We start from the raw sequence: 18,743 nt of genomic DNA on the forward strand, positions 1-18,743 counted from the left end.
GGCGCGGCGGGTGAACTCGCGGAACAGGGCGGTTCGGTGTTCAGCGGCCGACTGTCGCAGGACGCCCACCCCTGGCTCGCGGACCACGAGATCCTCGGCCGCACGCTTCTGCCCGGAACCGCCTTCGTGGACCTCGCGCTCGCCGTCGGCGAGGCCGTGGACGCGCCTCGGGTGGCGGAACTGACGCTGGAGTCTCCCCTGACACTCCCCGCGACCGGTTCCCTGCTCCTCCAACTGGCCGTCGGTCCGGGCGACGCGGAAGGCGACCGTTCCCTCAGCATCCACACACGCCCGGACCCGGCGAGCGACTGGACCCGGCACGCCACGGGCACCCTGACTCCGGCCGCGGCCGGCCGGCCGGCCGCGGCGGACGCCGCCTGGCCGCCGCGCGGCGCCGAGCCTCTCGATGTCGAAGCCCTGTACGCGCGGCTCGACCGACTCGGTTATGCCTACGGGCCCAGCTTCCGCGCCGTACGGGCCGTATGGAGCGACGGCGACGACCTCGTCGCCGAACTCACGCTCCCGGACGAGCTGCTGGATCAGGCGGCGGATTTCCCGGTCCACCCGGCGCTGCTCGACGCGGCCCTGCATCCGCTGGTCGGACGGGAGGCGCAGGAGGGTGCCGGTCTGCCCGTGCCCTTCGCCTGGTCGGGCATCGAACTCTTCAGCACCGGCGCCACCACCGTGCGCGCCCGCTGGTCGTCGGGACGGCTCACGGTCACCGACCCGGCCGGCCATCTGGTTCTGTCGGCCGAGTCGCTCGCTCTGCTGCCCGTCGAGGCGTCGGCCCTCAGCGCACCCGGTGGCCGCACGCCCACGCCCCACCGCATCGACTGGGTACCCGTCGCCCACGACACCCCGGCCCGGGCGCAGACCCTCCATGTCACCGCGCTCGGGGATCTCGCGCCGGACGCGGCCGTGCCCGATGTCGTCGCCGTGAGCGTTCCGCCGGGACGCGGCGCGGCCGGGCACACCCTGGAGCTGGTACGGGAGTGGCTGGAGCAGGACCGCTTCGCCGATGCGCGGCTGCTGGTCCTCACGCGTGGTGCGGTGGCGGCCGTGGCGGGCGACGCTGTTCCCGATCCATGGTCGGCCGCCGTTTGGGGGCTGGTCCGGTCGGCGCAGTCGGAGCACCCCGGCCGGTTCGCCCTGGTGGATGTCGACGGGGACACCCCGGATCTCGCGGCGCTCTCGTCCGCATCGCTCGGTGAACCCCAACTCGCCCTGCGTGAGACCGCCTTGCTCGCACCCCGGGTCACCCGGGGGCACACCGCAGAGTCCGCTCCCGAAGGCCGCGACTACGGCCGTCGCACGGTCCTGATCACCGGCGGCACCGGTGGTCTCGGCCGACTCGTGGCCCGGCATCTCGTGGCCCGGCACGGAGCCCGGCAGCTGCTGCTTCTGAGCCGCAGCGGTGAACACGCCGAAGGTGCGGCAGCATTGGCCGCCGAGCTCGCCGAGGCCGGGGCCGAGGTGCGGTTCGCCCAGGGGGACGTGTCCTCGCGCGAGGACCTGGCCGGGGCTCTCGCCTCGATCTCTTCCGCGCAGCCCCTCGGGGCGGTCTTCCATCTGGCGGGCGTACTGGACGACGTGACGATCGGGAGCCTCACTCCGGGCCGGCTGGAAGCCGTGCTCCGTACGAAGGCCGATGCGGCCTCGCACCTGCACGAGCTGACGGCCGATGCCGAGTTGGACGACTTCGTGCTGTTCTCGTCGATCGTCGGGGTCACCGGCAACTCCGGACAGGCGAACTACGCTGCCGCCAACGCCTACTTGGATGGCCTCGCACAGCATCGCCACGCCCTGGGCCTCCCCGCCACCTCACTCGCCTGGGGACTCTGGGACGTGCCCGACGGGATGAGCGGTGGCCTCGGGGCCACCGAGCTGGCCCGCTGGCAGCGGTCGGGGCTCACCCCGCTCTCCGTCACCGACGGCCTCGCGCTGCTGGATGCGGCCGTTGTCGGCGAGGACCCGGCACCGGTCCTCGTACGGACCGACGCGAATGCTCTGCGGGCGAGGGCGGAGCAGGGGGTTCTGCCTTCCGTGCTGCGTGGGCTGGTCCGTACACGGCGTCCGCGCGCCTCGGCAGCGCCGGCCGATGCCGCCGGAGCCGGCTCGTGGGCGACCCGCACCGCCGGGCTGCCGGAGGAGGAACGGCAGCGTACGGTCGCTGAATTGGTACGGACGACCGCGGCCACCGTCCTCGGTCACGCCACCTCGGAGACACTGGACGACTCCCGCGCCTTCCGGGATCTGGGCTTCGACTCCCTCGCGGGTGTCGATCTGCGGAACCGGCTGGCCACGGCCACCGGTCTGCGGATCTCCACCACGGCCGTCTTCGACCATCCCACCCCCCGGTCCCTGGCCGCCCATGTGCTGACCCTGCTGCCCGGGGGCCCCGCCGCGGCTCCCGGCGCCCTCATCACCGGAGCGCGGCCCACCGACCAGGACGATCCCATCGTGATCGTCGGCATGGCCTGCCGCTACCCGGGCGGCGTGTCGTCGCCCGACGACCTGTGGGACCTCGTCGCATCGGCGCAGGACGCCATCGGAGGCTTCCCCACCGACCGGAGCTGGGACCTGGCGAACCTCTATGACCCGGACCCGGACCACCTCGGTACCTCCTACTCCCGCCAAGGCGGATTCCTGTACGGGGCAGGGGAGTTCGACGCCGAGTTCTTCGGGATCAGCCCGCGCGAGGCCCTTGCGGCCGATCCGCAGCAGCGGCTGCTACTGGAAACCGCGTGGGAGACGTTCGAGCGGGCCGGAATCGACCCCGGCACCGTGCGGGGCAGCCGAACGGGGGTCTTCGCCGGGGTCATGTACAACGACTACGGGTCGAGGTTGCTCAAGGCCCCGCAGGATCTGGAGGGCTATCTCCTCACGGGCAACACATCGAGCGTGATCTCGGGGCGGGTCGCCTACACCTTCGGTCTCGAAGGGCCCGCGGTGACCGTGGACACGGCGTGCTCCTCGTCCCTGGTCGCCCTGCATCTGGCCGCCCAGGCGCTGCGGCAGGGCGAATGCGACCTGGCACTCGCCGGCGGCGTCACCGTGATGGCCCGCCCCGACACGTTCGTCGAGTTCAGCCGGCAGCGAGGGCTGTCCCCCGACGGCCGGTGCAAGTCCTTCTCCGCCTCGGCCGACGGCACCGGGTGGTCGGAGGGGGTGGGGCTGCTGCTCGTGGAGCGGCTGTCCGACGCCCGGCGCAACGGTCATCAGGTGCTCGCGGTCGTACGCGGCTCCGCCGTCAACCAGGACGGTGCGAGCAACGGCCTCACCGCGCCCAACGGCCCCTCCCAGGAGCGCGTCATCCGCCAGGCCCTGGCCGGTGCGGGCCTGCGGGCATCGGAGGTCGACGCGGTCGAGGCGCACGGGACGGGTACAAAGCTCGGCGACCCCATCGAGGCCCAGGCCCTCCTTGCCACCTACGGACAGGAACGGCAGAACGACGAGCCGCTGCTGCTCGGTTCACTGAAGTCGAACATCGGGCACGCCCAGGCGGCGGCCGGGGTGGGCGGCATCATCAAGATGGTCGAGGCCATGCGCCACGGCGTACTCCCCCGCACCCTGCACGTGGACACCCCGTCCCCGCACATCGACTGGGAGGCGGGGGCCGTCAGGCTTCTGACGCAGGAGACCGACTGGCCCGACCATGACCGGCCGCGCCGGGCCGCCGTGTCGTCCTTCGGGATCAGCGGAACCAATGCCCACGTCATCCTGGAACAGGCACCCGAGCTACAGGAATCCGCTCCCGACACCGACGACAGCACACCCGTGCTGTGGCCGCTGTCCGCGCACAGCCCGGCCGCCCTGCGCAGCCAGGCGGCACGCCTCGCCACCTTCGTACGGGAACGCCCGGACTCGGCGGTGGCGATCAGCCGCACCCTGGCGACCGGACGCGCGGCCCTTGAGCACCGTGGGGTGGTGTTGGCGGGTGACCGGGACCAGGCCCTCGACGCCCTGACCGCACTCGCCACCGACCAGGAACACCCCGCACTCGTACGCGGCACCGCCGCACCCACACCCCGCATCGCCTACCTCTTCACCGGCCAGGGCAGCCAACGCCCCCAAATGGGCCAGACACTCTATGAGGCTCACCCGCCGTACGCCGCCGCACTCGACGACGCCTGCGACGCACTCGACCCCCACCTCGAACACCCCCTGCGCGACATCATGTTCGCCGCCCCAGGCACCCCCGAAGCTGAGCTGCTCAACGAAACCCGCTACACCCAGGCGATCTGCATGCAGCGGATGCGCCCGATGCGGTCCGCGATCCGGCCCGCCGTGGCGGCGCCGATCGCACAGCCGATCAGGGCGATGGCGATGACCTGGGCGAGCGTTCCGGAACCGATGTCGTACCGGTCGCGGATCGCTTCGACGGCGCCGTTGATGACGGAACTGTCGTAGCCGAAGAGGAAGCCACCCATCGCAGCAGCAGCCGTGATGAAGATGACATGGCCGATGTGTTCCGGATGGGCCGCCCGGGCTCCGGACTCTGGTCCCTGCGATGTGCTGGTCACGTGAACTCCTCGGGGTGCCGGCGATGCCGCCGGGACGCCGCTCTCCCCTGCACCGTTCCAGGTACCTTCGGGAAAAGCGGCACGAAAACTGCCGTATGTGCTTGAAGACAGCCTTCGTCCCACTGTTGTGACGTGGGGCCGCGCCTTCCCAGCCGGGCGGAGCGCCCTGCGGCCGACACCTCGCCCCTGCACCCTGCACGCCCGGCGCACCGGACGCGTTCACCGCGGCGGGGTCCTGCCGGGGGGATCCTGCGCGGTCGGCGGTCCCGGCGGGTCCTCCAGGAAGTCCGTTGTGGGCGTGAAGAACAAGCAGCCCGTCAACCGGCGTGGAGAAGTCGAGAATGCGGTCGTACGGTGCCCTCTCCGTGCCCAGGAACATCCGTTTCAGCATCGTCTCGGTGACCTCGGGGCTGCGCGCGTAGCCAATGAAGTACGTACCGACCTCCCCGCGGCCCGCGGCTCCGAACGGCATGTTGTCACGGAGGATCTCGCGCTCGTTGCCGGCCGCGTCGGTGACTGTGGTGAGAGCGACATGTGAGTCCGCGGGCTTCGCGTCGTCCGCGAGTTCCACGTTGGAGATCTTGCGGCGGCCCACGGCGCTCTCCTGCGCTTCGACCGAGAGGGCCTCCCAGGCGTCGAGGTCGTGCAGATACTTCTGCACGACGGCGTAGCTGCCGCCCCCGAACGCGGGATCCTCCCCACCGACCAGCACCGCGGTCCGCGCCGCGTCGCCCGTCGGGTTCTCGGTACCGTCGACGAATCCGAGCAGGTCCCGTTCGTCGAAGTACTTGAAACCGTGCACCTCGTCCTGGACGGTGACGGCTCCGCGCAGACGGTTCATGATCTCCGTGGTCAGCGCGAAACACAGATCCAGCCGAGAGGCACGGATGTGGAACAGCAGGTCCCCGGGGGTGGTGACTGCTCGGTGCACAGCCCCGTGCAGGGCCTCGAAGGGATGCAGCCGGGCCGGGCGCGGACCGGAGAACAGACGGTCCCATGCCTGCGAGCCGATGCCGGTCACACAGCTCAGTCCGCCGTCGGGCAGGGCCCGGAAGCCGACGGCGCGCTCCAGCGAACCGAGGTCGGGCAACAGCTCTCGCACGGCTTTCTCGCCGCCGCCGTCGATCGTGACGACCAGGAAGACGGCCGCGCCGGTCAGCGGCGCGAGAACCATCTTCGGGACCGGGTCCGTGAGGGTTCCGGGCGTGCCGTGCTCCTCCTCGGCGGCCATGTTCTCGGCGGACGACCTCAGTGCCAGTAGGCGCTCAGACGCTCCGTGCGGCACAGCTCACGCTCCTCCCGGGGTGTCGACGGGCGCGGGACGGCTGCGGCGCCGAGCGTGCGGAGGGCGCTCTCGCTCAGCATCCCTCGCAGGTGCAGCTCCTCGATGAGCGAGGTCAGGACCTGGCCGTGCGCGACGACCCACTCCACGGTCCGGTCGAACCGGCGCAGCGGTCGGCCGGTGAGGACCGAGCCGACGGAGGGAAGCTCCGCCGCCTCCAGTTCACGGACCGCTCCGAGCATGGATATATGCAGACGTGTCATCAGCGGGTCTCTTTCATGCCGTGGGAGGGTACGTCGCTCCGCAAGCCGCCTTCGGCTCGTGGGCCACCCGGCGTCAGGAACTGGTCTCGGGTGAGGGCCGGCCGGCGAGCCATTCCTCATAACTCGTCCGCGCGATGAACGCGTCCGCTTCGGGAAGGAGATCGGTCGGTCCCAGACGTGCGCCGAAGAACGGGCTGCGGGCATCCGTGAACACACGTCTGTACTCCGCGTTCGCCGTGAGGGCGGCACCTACGAAGGCGTCCAGCCCGAGCTGCTCCGGGCCGGCCATCTCGTGGACACCGGTCCTGGGCCGGGACACAGCGGTGTGCGCGAGCAGCACGGCCACGTCCTTCAGGGCTACGGGACGCACTTCGACCGGTGGCACCCATACGATCCAGTCCTCCGTGCCCGCCGTTGCTATCTCCTCCGCCGACTCGAACATCTGCGTGGAGCGGAGGATGAAATGAGGGAGCCTGGAACGCTGGATCATCGCCTCCCGGGCTTTGAGGGCTCGGAAGACCCCTCTGTTCGCTATGCGGTCCAGCCCTGCCACGGACAGAGCGACGTGGTACGTGACACCAGCCGTTGCCTCAGCCTGGAACAGTCTGCGAGTGGAGCGGGTCCACGAGTCGGCGAGGGCTTCCTCGTCGACGAGGAACCCGTGGTCCTCGGTGAGGGTTCCGACGGCTGAGGACGGCCGGCACAGGAGATCGATCACCACCGAGCAGCCGCGCAACGCCTCTGTGATCTCCAGCTGCGTGAACGGGTCAAGACCTCGTGGCGCGGAGAGCAGCTCGACCTCGTGGCCGTGATCCCTGACCTGGAGGGCGGTCTCGGCCCCGATCTGCCCGCCGTCGTCCCACACGGCGACCTTCATTCCGGAACCCCTCTTTCGTTGATCGGCCCGTGCGGACGGCGGCGTGTGCCGGCTTGGCGCGGTCATTCCTGCGGAACCCGCTGCGTGCCCGGACATCAACTGGATACCGCGGACGCCTCCGCGTGCGTCCCCACCAGCAGACCGGTGGACTGGCCCACCTCGACCAGGTAGCCGTCGGGGTCCCGCAGATAGCAGCGCAGCTCGGACCCGCGGTCGACGGGCGGCGTGAGGAAGTCGGCCCCTACGGCGACCGCGTGGGCGTGGAAGGCGGAGATGTCGGCCACACGCACGTTGAGGAAGCTCGAAACGGGTTCACCGCTTCGGGGCGCCTCCAGTGTGACCCCCGGCTTGTCCGCGGTGGGCCCTCCGCCGGGGTTCATGATGATCCAGCTGTTGGCGATCTTGACCATCGCCGGGTTCTCCGCCATGACCACTTCTCCGCCGAAGACGTCCGCGTAGAAGCGACGACTCACGGCCACGTCACGCACCGTCAGGAAGTGTGTGAGCAGAAGGCCTTGTTGTGGTGCGGGCAGCTTCGCCTGTGGTGTCATCGTGCCGTCGTCCCTTCGTGAGCCCGAGCCGTGTACCGGACCCGATCCGGAAGACCGGCCCTGGGCACCTGTATCGGTGCGGCGCCGGCACCGGCGGGGGCCCACCACGTCTGACCGGGCAGGGAGCCGATCCGTGACACCGGTGACAAGCCGCGGTGCCGTGGCCGACGGCACGGACTGACCGGGGTGCAGGGCAATACACCTGGGGCGTGTGTCGTCGGCGGTCATGCCGGCGTACGGGCGGAAGCCGAAGAACCGGCGTACGGATATCACCTTTCGCTCGACGCCGCCCATACGCGTCCGGACAGTGGGTTTCACCACACACCGGAGAGGGCGACGGCGGCAGGATCCGGAACACGCGGTCGCCCCCGTCACGCGGCGCCCCTGGGGCCGCACACGCCGGCCGCCGAGCGACCGCGTTCTCGGGGCGGCCAAGCCTCACGACAGCCGGAAACGCCATGGCCGGCCGCTCGTCAGTGCGGAGGGCTCCGTCAGGCCAGCCAGTCCGTGTAGCGAGTGGCGGCGAGGTGAGCGTTGCGGTCCGTGAGGACCTCTCCCTCGACGGCCGCGAACATACCGGCCGTGGGGTCCGTGACCACGGGGCGGTCGTCACCCTGGTGGGACAGGGTGACGCGGCCGAGCTCGTCGAGGGCGAACACCTCGGGGCCACCAATGTTGCGGATGCCGTTGAGGGGTGCGCCGACGGCGACCTCCGCCACAGCCGCGGCCACGTCCCTGGCAGCGATCGGCTGGATCGGTGTGGCCGGCAGCCGGACTGCCTCGGCGTCGGCGGTCCAGGAGAGAACGGCGTCAATGAACTCCATGAACTGCGTGGCCCGGACGATCGAGTACGGGACGGGACCGGCCTTCAGCAGGTCCTCCTGGAGGACCTTGGCACGGTAGTAGTCGAGCTGCGGCACCTGGTCCACCCCGACGATCGAGAGGATGACGAAGTGACCGACGCCGCCCCTCTGGGAGGCGTCCAGCAGGTTGTCCATCGAGGTCCGGAAGAAGGCCGGTGAGGCCTCGTCGAACGTCGGCGAGTTGGTCAGGTTGACGACGACGTCGGCACCCTCGACCGCCTGTTCGATCCCTTGGCCGGTGATGACGTCCACTCCGGTGGACAGTGAGTGCGGTACCGCCTCGTGTCCGGAGGAATTCAGATTGCGCACGACCTGCGAACCGATCAGTCCGGTTCCGCCGATGACTGCGATCTTCATGGCGCTCCTTCTCTCAACATTCGATGCACGCTCGGACATATCGTCTGGTGGGGTGCCGGCACGCTCGGCTGCCGCGCGCCCGTTCCAGAACATATTGCTGACCGAACGCCTCGCGCGTTTGTGACAAGCCGTGCGACACGCGTCTCGGGGACACCACCGGCGGGTCCATGCCTTCCACGGCGGGCAGGGCACGAGGCGCGGCTGCTGCCGGGGCTGAGACGGCCGCAGCCTCTCACGGCGCGCTGACGGTGCGACGGCGGTGAGCTCGATCCCGATGCTGTCGATCGATGAGATGTGCGGTCTCCCGGCATGGCGCGAGGGCGCGGCGGACGAACCGCAGGCGCGTCACGCGGCCTGGCGCGCCCGGAGGTGCACCGGCCGGGCCGGTCTGCGGCGTACGGGGGTCAGACGGCTTACACGGTTCTCCGGGACGAGCAGACCTACGAGAGCTTCCAGGTCGCCGGTGTCGGCCGCGGTCCGGAACGCATCGACGAGGCGACGGTGGGTCTCGGTGGGGATCGGCCGCTCCCGTTCGCTGTCGAGACGGGCCTGGGCCCGGTGGACCACCACGCGTGCGTTCGGGGCGCTGATCCGAAGCAGCTTGGCGAGGTCCTCGTAGGTGTAGTCGAAGCCCTTGCGCAGGACGTAGGCGGCCAGCCGGTCCGGCGTCAGTCTGGCCATGAGCATGGCCAGGGCCGACTCGATCGCCGCCGCTCGCTCAGCACACACCACGGGGTCGGCGGCGGCACGGTCTCCGATGTCGGCCAGGTGTGGTTCGGACGGCGTCTCGTGGCGTCGGCGCCCCGACTGGATGACGTTGATCGCCAGACGGGTGGTGGCCGTGGCCAGGAACGCGGACGGATTCCTGATCCCCGCACGATCGGTGAGCTGCCAGCGCACCCACACGTCCTGGACCACGTCCTCGGCTCCCGAGGCATCGCCGACGATCCGGCGGGCGATGCCGAAGAGCCGATTCCGCTGGACCAGGAAGACGTCCAGAGCGGTGTCCAGGTCGCCCTCGGCGGGACGGGCTGCCGACGGGCCGGGGTGTGTGGTGGTCTCCGGACTGGACACGGACATCAGGGCTCCTCTGGGTGAACGAACGCCCTTGCGGGCGATGGTTCCACCCTCCGTCCACGGCCCCCCTTGCCGCGCCCTTGGAGTCCGTGGTCGGGTCCGTAGGCTACGGAGTCAGGGGCCCTACGGACCCTCAGCCCATCCGCGCCATGCCCTCGTCGCCGGAGTCCGCTGGCGGCCCCGCGAGGGCACCCGGCAGGGCCCGACGCGAGTTGATCCCGAGCTTGGTGAACACCTTGCGCAGGTGCCATTCCACCGTGTGCGGGCTGATGAACAGCTCCGCGCCGATCTTGGCGTTCGTCATGCCGTCGGCGGCGAGCGTGGCGACCTGTGACTCCTGGGGGGTGAGCACGCTCGTCGGCTTGGCCTCCCGCACGCTGACGTGCTCACCGGTGGCGAGCAGCTCGCGGCGGGCTCGTTCGGCGAATGCCTGCGCCCGCATCCCGTCGAACATCTTGTGAGCCGTACGCAGCTGCTCGCGGGCCAGCGACCGGCGGTGGGCACGGCGCAGCCACTCGCCGTACAACAGGTGGGTACGCGCCACCTCCACGGTTACGCCGCCGCGCCCGAACTCGGTGATCGCAAGCCGGTACAGCCGATCGGGCTCCTCGCCGTCGGCGAGGAGGGCCTGACTGCGAGCCCTGGCACCACGGGCCCAGCCGGAGTCGGTGGCCCGGGTGAGTGCGACCAACCGGTCGAGTGAGGCCCTGGCCTGGTCCAGCTCGCCGCAACGGGTGGCGGCCTCGACGTGTTCGACCAGCGACAGACCGGCGAAGTTGAACCCGTCGTGCTCGATGCCGGTGCGGGCGGCCTCCAACGCCTCCTCGTAGCGGGCCAGACCGTTGTACAGCACTCCCTGGATGTAGCCCATGGCACCCAGCAGCGACACCTCACCCCGCTGGTCGGCCCTGCGTCTGGCCTCCTCGACGATCCCGGCGGCGACGTCCGCCTCGCCACGCCACGCGGCCAGGACCAGGGCGGCGTACGTATGCGGCGCGTGGCCGGTCGCGGCGGCGAGCGCGTCGGCCTCGTCGATCATCCTGGCTGCTTCGGCGAAGTCGCCGTAGTGGATGTGCACCCCGCCGGCGTAGATGAGGGCCGGCGGCAGTGCGCCGAGCGCTCCTATGTCGCGGGCCAGACGCACCGCCCGACTCGACAGGGTGTCCCAGGCGTGCAGGTCCCAGGCGTAGTGGATGAACGCCTCCAGTGCGACCGGGACCAGCAGGAGCCAGCGCATGGTCGCCTCCCGGGTGGGGAGCTCCTCGGAGGCCAGCAGTTCCAGCGCTGCGCGCAGCGCGGGCACGCCGGTTTCGTATCCGTCCGTGAGGAGCGCGGCCACGCCCTCCAGGAGCATGTCGGCCGCGGTGGAGCCGGAGGGGGGCGCGCCCGACCCGCGGGCCGCGATGGCGGCGGCCCGGGCGCCGGTCGGACCGTGCACACGGCCCGCGAAGATGGTCGCGCTGATCGCCTCCAAGTACGTCTCCCGCGCCAGTGGCGAGCCTGCGGCGGTGAACTGCGCCGCGGCGTCGAGGAGCAGAGGCGCCGCTTCGTCGCTGCGGCTTCGCGCGAAGAGGATCCTGGCACGCAGGCGAGCCAGTCGGGCGCGGTCCAGCGTGTTCAGGGGGCACAGCTCGGCCACCGTCGCGAGCTCCGTGGCCCGATCGGGCGCCGCGGCCGAGAAGTGCGCCTCTGCCGCCGCCAGGGCCCGGCGCCCTCGTGGACGGCGGTCGGGTGTCACCTCGACGGCACGTTCCAGGAGTACCGCCTCGGCCGCGATGCCGCCGCGCTGCCGTGCGCGCTCAGCCGCGCGTTCCAGCCCTGCCGCGACCTCCTCGTCCGGACCCTCTGCGGCCTGCCCGGCGTGCCAGGCACGCCGGTCGGGATCGAGGACCGGATCCGTGGCTTCCGCAAGAGCCCGGTGTGCCGCTCTGCGTTCCTCGGGTGCGGCTCCGTGGTAGACCGCCGAGCGGACCAGCGGATGCCTGAACCGGACGGACTCGCCGAACTCGATCAGGCCGGCGGCCTTGGCCGGGGCGGCGTGGGGCGCGATCCGCAGCGTGGTGGCCGCACGGGCCAACAGACTTGCGTCGCCGACCGGTTCGGCCGCGGCGATCAGCAACAGCGTCCGTGTCGCGTCGGGAAGCGACCTGAGCCGGCTGGCGAAGTCCCGTTCGACCCGGCCGACGACCGGGCCGTGGACGGTTGGCGGACCGGACGAGTCCAGCCCGTAGGCCAGTTCGGCGGCGCTGCGACCCCGGGAGAACTCGAGGAGCGCGAGCGGGTTGCCGTGCATCTCGGCCAGGAACCGCTCCCGGACCCGCTTGTCCAGCCGCCCGCTGACAGCGGTCTCCAAGAGCTCGGCCGCGGCGGTGGCGCCGAGACCGCCGATCTGCAGCACCGGCAGATCGGTGAGGGTGCCCTGTCCCTCGGGGTCACGCACCGCGAACACTATGGCGATCGCCTCGGCAAGGAGCCTTCGCGCCACGAACTCCAGCGTCTGCAGGGAGACTTGGTCCAGCCATTGCGAGTCATCGACCAGGACGAGAAGCGGGCGGGCCTCGGAGACCCTGGTGAGCAGGGTGAGCACGGCGAGGCCGACCAGGAAGCGATCCGGCGGATCTCCGGCCGCCATGCCGAACGCCACACGCAGGGCGTCGCGTTGCGGCCCCGGCAGGTCGCCGATCTCCTGAAGGAACGGCGCGCACAATTGATGCAGGCTGGCGTAGGGCAGTTCCATGTCGGCCTCGATGCCCTGCGCCCGGGTCACGTCCGTCCGCGACGCCCGCTCGGCCAGGTACTCCAGGAGGACCGACTTCCCAATGCCGGCTTCGCCGCGGATCACCAGCACCCCGGACCCGCCCTCGGTCAGGCCTGCCAACAGGCCGTCGAGTGCGGCGCACTCGCGGTGCCGGCCGACCAGGTCCGGAAGCAAGCTGGCGATCATACGACGTGGCTCCTCAGGTGGATCCGGGGATGGCGAGCTCCCGTGAACGATGGTGGGGAACGATCTCCGTCAACATACCCGCAGCAGAGTTCACACCGTGCGTCAATACCTTGTGACACACTCCACATGTGAGATTGCTCGAAGGCTGTCACAGACGCGTCCGCCATCCGGTCGGCCCGCGGCATCGCCTCCGGCTCTCCGTGAACCGGTCGGCCTCACTCGGAGAGCGACGCGCCGCGCTCCTTCCGGCACCCGTCACGGGCGGAGGGTGTGGCGGTCGAGGGCGATCGCGGCGACGGTGCGCGCAGCACAGGATGCAGGACGGCCACACAACCGTGGCACCCGGTGGTGCATCGATGCCTGCCACTGTTATGGGCGGAGAGTGTGACATGCACGCTACCCCGCCCCGTGGCGGACCGCTGTCGCGCTGCTGTGCGTGGCGCACAGGTGCCCGCCCGGGCGCGAGTGCATCACCTCGTTCAACGGACCGCTGCGGTGCGGCTACTTCGTCCGCGTCGTCGCCATCGGCAACCGGCCGGACCCCGGCTCCGCTCGTGTGCCGTCCGTCCCACGAGGAGTCCGGCCGGGCCTGACCCGAGGCTTCCGTTCATCGCGGCAGCCCCGGGTCCCGCGCTGTCAGACCGGCAGGAGGGAAAGCAGCCGGAGACCGGTGTGGCTTTCCGTCCCCGGCCTCGCGGTGTAGACCACGAGGCGCTGAAACCGGTCGGGGTCGACGAGCGTCTGGCAGTCCAGTTCCAGCATCCCGACCTGTGGGTGCAGATAACGCTTCGTGGTGCAGTGCGGCACCAGTGCGGGCCGCTCGCGCCAAATGCCGGCGAACTCCGTACTTTCCCTGTTCAGCGCCGCCACGAGCTCGGCGGCATCCGAGTCGCCCCCCTCGCGGGAGTAGGCGCTGTGGAGGTCGGCCACCATGAGCCGGCTCTGCTCGGCGTGATCGCTCTCGGGGTGGACGAGGCGGGCGGCGGGGTCCGTGAACCAGCGGTAGTGGGAGCTGCGTGCCGCCCCGGTGTAGGCCGTCATGTCGCCCAGCAGCGCAACCGCCGGGCGCGTCTGTCGCAGCGTCTCGCCCAGGTGGTTCACCACCTGGGCGGGGGTGTCCTGCAGTCTGTCCAGGATGCGCATCATCCCGGCATCCACGTGATCACTACGACGCACACGGCGCGGCAGGGCGTGACCGGCGAGCCGGAAGAGGAGATCGCGTTCCTCCGGTGACAGGCGCAGTCCGCGGGCGATCGCGGCGAGCATCTGTTCTGAGGGGTGCGGGCCTCGCGGCTGTTCGAGTCTGGTGTAGTAGTCCACCGACATGTCGCAGAGAACCGCGACCTCCTCGCGGCGAAGCCCCCGGGTACGCCTGCGGCGGCCCCGGGGCAACCCGACGTCCTCGGGTTGAAGTGCCTCTCGGCGTGCCCGCAGGAACGCGGCCAGAGCCGCCCGATCCGCCATCGTCGTCCTTTCGCCCGTAGCCGTCCCCTCCCGGACGGGGCGCGCCGATGCGCGCTCGTCAGGAAGGGACCGCGGGAGGGGCGGCACACACGTGTGCCGCACGCTCCGCTCCCACGTCCACTGCCGGACACAGTGGGCCGAAGACGTGAACGCCCACCGGGACGACCTCATTCCCACCTGACCGTGTGCCGACCGGGGGCAGGCGGCCCGTGCGTCAGCGCGTGATCGCCTTGGTCTCCAGGAACTCCTCAAGTCCCGCACGGCCCATCTCGCGGCCGTTGCCGGACTGCTTGTACCCGCCGAACGGTGCCTGGAAGTTGTGCTGTCCACCGTTGACGTCGACCTGACCGACGCGCAGGCGCCTCGCGATCGCCATGGCGTGGTCCTCGTCGCCGGTCACCGCGGCGTTGAGTCCGTAGATGGTGTCGTTGGCGATCTCGACGGCGTGATCGTCATCGGTGTACGGGATGACGACGAGAACGGGACCGAAGATCTCTTCCTGGGCGATGACCGACTCGGAGGCGACGTCGGAGAAGATCGTCGGCTTGACGTAGGCGCCGGTCTCGAAACCCTCGGGCCGGCCTGCCCCTCCCACCACCAGTGTGGCGCCGTCGGCGATGCCGCGACGGATGTAGCCGTCGACGCGACGGCGCTGCGTCTCCGAGGCGAGTGGGCCGACCCTCGTGTCCTCGGAGGCGGGATCTCCGACCACGTAGTCCAGGGCGGCGGTCCGCAGCCTGTCGACCACGGCTGCCTGAAGCTCCTCGGGGACGAGCATGCGCACGTAAGCACCGCACGCCTGACCGCCGTTGGCCCATGCGAAAGCCAGCCCGCGGGTGACGGCGGAGTCGAGGTCGGCCTCGGGCAGGATGATGTGGGCCGCCTTGCCCCCGAGTTCGAGCGCGACCCGCTTCACCGTCCCGGAAGCCGCGACGGAGACGCTCCTGCCGGCGCGGGTCGACCCGGTGAACGAGATCATGTCGATCTTCGGATGCCGCGAGAGAGCCTCACCGACGACCGGGCCGGTCCCCTGCACCACATTGAACACACCGTCCGGGACTCCTGCCTCCGTGGCGATCTCCGCGAACATGCGGGCGCTGAGCGGAGAGATCTCCGAGGGCTTGAGGACGACGCTGTTGCCCGCCAGCATCGCGGGGACCACCTTCGTCACCAGTTGCTGCAGAGGGAAGTTCCACGGCGTAATGGCTCCGACCACCCCGACGGGCTCGTGCACGACGAGGGAGTTCTCGACCGACTCGGTCCACTCGAACCGCTCGGAGGCCGCTACCGCGGCCAGGGTGGAAGCGACAGGAAAACCCACCTGCGCCTGCCGGGAGAAGGCTATGGGGGCGCCCATCTCCAGAGTGATGGTGGCCGCCAGCTCCTCGCCGTGCTTCCGCAGGCCTTCGGCCAGCCGCCGCATGACATCCGCCCTGTGCTGCGGGGACGTCGACGCCCACCCGGGGAAGGCGGCCACCGCGGCGTCCACGGCCATGTTCACGTCGTCGGCCGTGCCCTCGTGCAACTGGGCAATGACCGATTCATCGGCGGGGTTGACCACGTCGATCAGCAATCCGGAGCCGGTGACGGCACGGCCGTCAATCCAGTGGGAAGGGTTCGGGAACGGCATCGTGAGGTTCTCGTTCATGCCGCCCAGCCAACATCGCTCGTCGCGCGGGATCCATGCCTTCCCATGCCCATGATCCAGGTCACGGCCGGCGAGGACGGGACGCTGTCGGTGGTACGGCTTTCCAGACGCGGCCCGACCCGTGCCGCCTGCGTCCGGCCGCAGCACGCACGATCGCCCCCGCCGCGAACCCTGTTGTTATGCTCGCCGCGTGCGGGCGGCAGCGTGAGTGGAGAAGGTCCGGGGCGGCTGCGCGGCCGGCTCCGTGAGTACGGCGTGTTCGAAGGTCTGGTCGCGGAGGTGGAGGACGGACGCAGTGCGGTACTGGTTCTGCGCGGCGACGCCGGGATAGGGAAGTCCGCGCTCCTGGATCACTTGGCGGAGCGCGTCAGCACGCACCGTGTCGCCCGTGGAGCGGGTGCCGAATCGGAGATGGAGCTCCCGTTCGCGGGACTGCACCAGTTGTGCGCGCCGTTCCTCGGACACGCGGATTCCCTTCCGCCCCCGCAGAAGGCGGCGCTGGCCACGGCGTTCGGTGTGAGCACGGGGCCGCCTCCGGACAGGTTCCTGGTCGGTCTGGCCACGCTCGGGCTGCTGACCGACGTGGCCGCCCGTCAACCGCTGTTCTGTCTCGTGGACGACGCCCAGTGGCTCGACCGGGTCTCCGCGCAGACGCTGGCGTTCGTGGCGCGCAGGATGCTCGCCGAACCCCTTGCGCTCGTCTTCGCCTCCCGTGAGCAGCGGGGCCGCGACGACCTGGCGGGCCTGCCCGAGCTGACGCTGCACGGGTTGGACGACCCGGACGCCCGCGCGCTGCTGGACGCAGGTGCTGAGGGGCCCATGGACGAGCGGATCCGCGAGCGCATCCTCGCCGAAGCGCGCGGTAATCCGCTGGCCCTGCTGGAACTCACCGACGGGCATGTGGACGCCGAACCCGCCGAGGGTGCGGCCCGCCCGGGTCCCGGAAGGGTGGCGGTCCGCATCGAGCGGAGCTACCTCGCACGGGTCCGCGAGCTGCCGGCCATGACCCAGCGATTGCTTCTGGCGGCGGCCGCCGAACCGATCGGCGACATGTCGCTGCTCAGAAGTGCCGTAGAGCGGCTGGACATCGACCCGGACGCCGCCGGCCCCGCGGTAACGGCAGGGTTGCTCGATGTGGGGGCGCTGGTGCGGTTCAAGCATCCGCTGTTGCGCTCCGCGATCTACCGGTCGGCCGGACTCGCGGAGTTGCGGGAGGTGCACCGGGCACTGGCCGAAGCGACGGATCCGGTGCTCGATCCGGACCGTCGCGCCTGGCACCTCGCGCGGGCGACGGTCCGGCCGGACGAGGCCATCGCCGCCGAACTGGAGGCGTCGGCCGGGCGGGCGTCGGCCCGGGGTGCCGCCGCCGCGGCCGCCGCGTTCCTCGCGCACGCGGCCGTGCTGACGCCTCACCCGCGGCGCAAGGCGATGCGCGCCCTCGCGGCGGCTCAGGCGAAGCTCCGCGCCGGCGCGCCCGCCGCGGCCCGCGACCTGCTGGAGCTGGCTCGCAGCGGTGCTCTCGATGAACTGGGCCATGCACGCGCGGACCTCGTCGACGCCCGGATTTCCCTCGCCTCCCATCGCGTCGACGATGCACTCCCCCGGCTGCTGGTCACCGCGCGCCGTCTGGTCCCCCTCGATGCCGCCCTGGCCCGCGAGACCTTCCTGGACGCGCTGTCAACGGCCATCTTCTCCGGACACCTCACTGCAGGCACGGACATGCGTGCGGTGGCGGCGGCCGCGCGGAAGACGTCGCCACCGCACGGGGGGCCACCGCGCACCTCCGATCTGCTGCTCGATGCCCTCGCCACCCGCTTCCTGACCGGGTACCGCGACGCGGTCCCCGCCTCCCGCGACGCGGTGCGCGCGTTCCGCCGGGAGACCGGCACCGACGAGATCCTGCGATGGTCGTGGCCGGCTTCGACGATGGCGGCCGAGATGTGGGACTACGAGGGCTGGACGGAGCTGGTCACACGCCATGTGCGCACCGCCCGCGCTCTCGGCGCGCTGACCGAACTGCCACTGGCACTCAACTCGCGGGTGGTCAGCCACATCTGCGCCGGTGAACTGGAAGCGGCACAGCTGCTCATCGCGGAGACGGACCGGGTCCAGGAGGCGATCGGCAGCAGTTTCTCGCCGTACGGCAGGATGACACTGGCCGCGTGGCAAGGGCTCCCGGGCGAAGCGGTCCCGCTGATCAAGGCCAACAGCCAGGAGGCGCTCGACCGCGGCGAGGGAATCGGCGTGGCCGTGGCTCGTCGGGCACAGGCGGTGCTCTTCAACGGTCTGGGGAGGCACGAGGAGGCACTGGACGCCGCCCGCCTGGCGAGCGCGCACGCGCATGACCTCGTCACGGCGAACTGGGCCCTGGTGGAGCTGGTGGAGGCCGGAGTGCGCAGCGGTCACCTCGACGAGGCCGAGGCGGCCCTGGCCCGGCTGGTCCCGGAGACGGACGCGGCCGCCACGGACTGGTCGCTGGGTGTCCAGACGCGCTCCCGGGCCCTGCTGGGCCACGGCGGCGGCGCAGAGGACCTGTATAAGGAATCGATCGAGCGACTCGGACGTACCCGGGTCGCCATGGAGGCTGCCAGGTCGCACCTTCTGTACGGGGAGTGGCTGCGGCGTGAGGGCCGCCGTGGCGACGCCCGTGTCCAGTTGCGGACAGCACACGCCTCCTTCGCCCGGTTCGGTGCACACGCGTTCGCCGAGCGCGCCGCCGACGAACTGCGGGCCGCGGGCGAGACCGTGGCCCGCCGCAGCGGTGCCCCCGTGGCCACGCTCACCACGCAGGAGAGCCAAATCGCGCGTCTCGCCAAGGAAGGGCTCACCAACTCCGAGATCGGCGCCCAGTTGTTCCTGAGTCCTCACACCGTGGAATGGCATCTACGCAAGGT

Annotated in this window: 9 protein-coding genes and 3 pseudogenes; 2 read left to right on the forward strand and 10 right to left on the reverse strand. The window is 71.0% G+C overall.

What is annotated here, in order from left to right; translation table 11 throughout:
• Positions 1-4,236: pseudogene (locus EAO72_RS16275) on the forward strand (type I polyketide synthase); the annotation flags it as partial.
• On the opposite strand, the pseudogene EAO72_RS16280 reads toward EAO72_RS16275, so the two are convergent.
• From EAO72_RS16280 to EAO72_RS16325, 10 genes and pseudogenes are all read right to left on the reverse strand, one after another.
• Positions 4,230-4,523: pseudogene (locus EAO72_RS16280) on the reverse strand (MFS transporter); the annotation flags it as partial. The pseudogenes EAO72_RS16275 and EAO72_RS16280 overlap by 7 nt on opposite strands.
• Positions 4,524-4,742: 219 nt before the next feature.
• Positions 4,743-5,754: pseudogene (locus EAO72_RS16285) on the reverse strand (Dyp-type peroxidase).
• A gap of 17 nt (positions 5,755-5,771) precedes the next feature.
• Positions 5,772-6,068 carry a hypothetical protein gene (locus EAO72_RS16290; protein WP_148018061.1) on the reverse strand — a complete coding sequence of 99 codons (297 nt, stop codon included), beginning with the start codon at positions 6,066-6,068 and terminating at the stop codon, positions 5,772-5,774.
• A gap of 73 nt (positions 6,069-6,141) precedes the next feature.
• Entirely contained in the window at positions 6,142-6,945 is an 804-nt protein-coding gene (locus EAO72_RS16295) for an SDR family oxidoreductase (protein WP_148018062.1), read from the reverse strand.
• Between the two features lie 95 nt (positions 6,946-7,040).
• Positions 7,041-7,496 carry a VOC family protein gene (locus tag EAO72_RS16300; RefSeq protein ID WP_148018063.1) on the reverse strand — a complete coding sequence of 152 codons (456 nt, stop codon included), beginning with the start codon at positions 7,494-7,496 and terminating at the stop codon, positions 7,041-7,043.
• 491 nt (positions 7,497-7,987) lie between these two features.
• A complete protein-coding gene (locus tag EAO72_RS16305) occupies positions 7,988-8,716 on the reverse strand; it encodes an SDR family oxidoreductase (RefSeq protein ID WP_148018064.1) in 729 nt (242 codons plus the stop codon).
• Positions 8,717-9,061: 345 nt separating this feature from the next.
• On the reverse strand, positions 9,062-9,796 hold the full coding sequence (locus EAO72_RS16310) for a sigma factor (RefSeq protein ID WP_148018065.1): 735 nt from the start codon (positions 9,794-9,796) through the stop codon (positions 9,062-9,064).
• Positions 9,797-9,926: 130 nt separating this feature from the next.
• Positions 9,927-12,737: a helix-turn-helix transcriptional regulator gene (locus EAO72_RS16315; RefSeq protein ID WP_148018066.1), complete on the reverse strand. Its 2,811-nt coding sequence runs from the start codon at positions 12,735-12,737 to the stop codon at positions 9,927-9,929.
• A 636-nt stretch (positions 12,738-13,373) separates the two neighbouring features.
• Entirely contained in the window at positions 13,374-14,201 is an 828-nt protein-coding gene (locus EAO72_RS16320; protein ID WP_148018067.1) for a helix-turn-helix transcriptional regulator, read from the reverse strand.
• A 214-nt stretch (positions 14,202-14,415) separates the two neighbouring features.
• Positions 14,416-15,849 (reverse strand): aldehyde dehydrogenase family protein, encoded by a 1,434-nt coding sequence (locus tag EAO72_RS16325; protein ID WP_261991514.1) that lies wholly within the window; start codon positions 15,847-15,849, stop codon positions 14,416-14,418.
• A gap of 204 nt (positions 15,850-16,053) precedes the next feature.
• Here EAO72_RS16325 and EAO72_RS16330 point away from each other — a divergent pair.
• Positions 16,054-18,743: ATP-binding protein (locus tag EAO72_RS16330; RefSeq protein WP_187285088.1), on the forward strand; the 2,690-nt coding region annotated here is incomplete at its 3' end.

Origin of the sequence: Streptomyces sp. OR43 (assembly GCF_008042275.1) — a bacterium.
Taxonomy (GTDB): domain Bacteria; phylum Actinomycetota; class Actinomycetes; order Streptomycetales; family Streptomycetaceae; genus Streptomyces.